The sequence below is a fragment of the Escherichia sp. AM3 genome (assembly GCF_032029835.1).
Taxonomy (GTDB): Bacteria; Pseudomonadota; Gammaproteobacteria; order Enterobacterales; family Enterobacteriaceae; genus Escherichia; species Escherichia coli.
The window spans coordinates 1-2,094 of the sequence record NZ_JAVUPQ010000223.1 but is presented as its reverse complement, the minus strand read 5'-3'; the positions used below and the strand labels follow the sequence as shown (position 1 = coordinate 2,094).

Here is a 2,094-nt window from a genome sequence, read left to right as displayed (position 1 = left end):
AGATATTGTAGATGCAAAAGACAATAATTTCGTAAGTATCACCGCAGACAGCATCAGCAGCCCCGCAGGCCTCAAAAAGATGGATCTCGCAATTAACCACCTGCTTGATCACAACAAGCCGGATGTGATGCTGATTGAAACCTCCGGAAGCAGTCATCCGCTTCCTCTGGTCAAATACCTGCGTCGCCATTCACGTGTACGCCTGAAGGCGTTTTTAACACTCGTTGATACTGTCATGCTCCATGAAGATTACAATGATGGGAAAAAACTGATCCCCACTCTTCAGGAAAATCTCCGGCATAACAAACGCGGCCTGGAGAATTTGCTGGCCGAGCAAATCATGTTCTGCAACAGGCTGCTGCTGACCAGAAATGACCGCCTGCCCTTTGACATTATCTCCGCTGTGGCAAAAGCCATACACCCACTTAACCCCTCCGTGGATGTGCTCGCGGTATCATGGGGAAATATTGAACTGAGCACATTACTGGCGATCCCGGACTACAATTTTGACCGTGTTGAGTTACTCATCAGTGAACTGGAAGCACTTGTAGGAAACATGGATACTCCGTGCAACAATGAGGAACTTATATGGCGCGTCATCAGGGACGACAGGCCATTCCATCCGCAAAGATTATGGGATACCTGTCACCGCTTTATGGGCATGGGCGTTTATCGCAGTAAAGGTTTTTTTTGGCTCCCCGGGAGAGATGATCTTGCCCTGCTCTGGAATCAGTCAGCAGGAAGCATCAGTCTGGCGCTCATTGGCTACTGGAAAGCTGGAGTACTGGAACATACTGACAATAATTTAACTCGTGAAGAACGTTCAGCGCTACAGCGACACATCGACACAGCCTCTGGGCGATTTGGCGATCGCTGCTGTCAGTTGACTATCATTGGCAATGCCACTGAAGTTAATGATTTTACACATGCCTTATCCCTTTGCTTGTTGACTGAAGAAGAAATTCAGTGGTGGATGTCGGGTGGAGTATTCCCTGATCCATGGCCACAGAAAGTTACCCGCCTGTCCTGACAGAAATTGCATTCATATCAGGCTTCCTGTTGCATCTGGTGCAGGCAGTGGCCCCAGAAGGGCTCTCCATACCATCTCGTATCATAGCCGGGGGAGAGCTGAAACACACGTCACGAGAATAGTTGCATTATAGTGGGTATGCAGAGTAGCTACCTGGGAGGTCTTTCGACCGCTGACTCTGACTACCGGGTTAATGAAACACGCCAGTTCGCTCGGATGTTGGGACTTAAATCGAAGAACACGGCGGTGCGGAGTCCGGTGAGTAATGGAATAGCAGAGAGCTTCATGAAAACAATAAAACGTGACTACATCAGTATCATGCCCAAACTTGTGGTCTGTTTTTTATGGAGCAGTTTGTGCTCAGTACTCAGAAAAAATATTTTAGAGCCTGTAGAGCAGATGAATGCGTGGATTAGGGGAGCGATTAATAAGAAAAAGAAGTGGAAATAGAAGCAGTAAGCTTCATGAAGTAAGTTAATATTCAATGTTATTTAACATAAGATAGATTGTGCGCACAAACATTGTAGAGGCTCAATGCTAATGTCTATTTGTGGCTCATTAGGAATGTCCAGGCTATAGTTTCTCAGATCCCTATGTCTAGACAACGACTCACTTTTTCCTGATGAGGAGTTTTCTATGGCTATAAATGACGCCGGAATGTTCACCGTGAAAGAAATCAATCGCCTCAAAATCCTTCAGGATGTCATCGATCGCAATATCCGTCCTGGACAGGCTGCCGAAATGCTGGGCATCACGCCACGTCATTGCAGCCGTCTGCTCAAACGTTATCGCCAGTATGGGCCGCTTGGCATGAACAACCAGAGTCGTGGCCGCACTGGTAACCGTCTGTTGCCAGCGTCACTGACAGATCAGGCACTCAGTATAATCCGGGAGCACTACCGTGATTTTGGCCCCACGCTAGCGCGGGAAAAGCTGGAGGAAGTTCACGGTCTGGTCCTTGGAAAGGAAACCATCCGACGTCTCATGATAAAGGCCGGACTCTGGATTCCCCGCAGACAACGCGCACCGAAAATTCATCAGCCTCGTTACCGGCGTCCTTGTAC

Annotated in this window: 2 protein-coding genes and 1 pseudogene; all 3 read left to right on the top strand. The window is 48.2% G+C overall.

The annotated features are described in order from the left end of the window. On the top strand, positions 1 to 1,030 hold a 1,030-nt coding region (locus RTW80_RS24405; protein WP_312720631.1), incomplete at its 5' end, for a GTP-binding protein. 162 nt (positions 1,031 to 1,192) lie between these two features. Further along, positions 1,193 to 1,480: pseudogene (locus RTW80_RS31735) on the top strand (hypothetical protein); the annotation flags it as partial. 186 nt (positions 1,481 to 1,666) lie between these two features. Then, a partial coding sequence (locus tag RTW80_RS24395; RefSeq protein ID WP_312720628.1) for a helix-turn-helix domain-containing protein occupies positions 1,667 to 2,094 on the top strand: 428 nt, incomplete at its 3' end.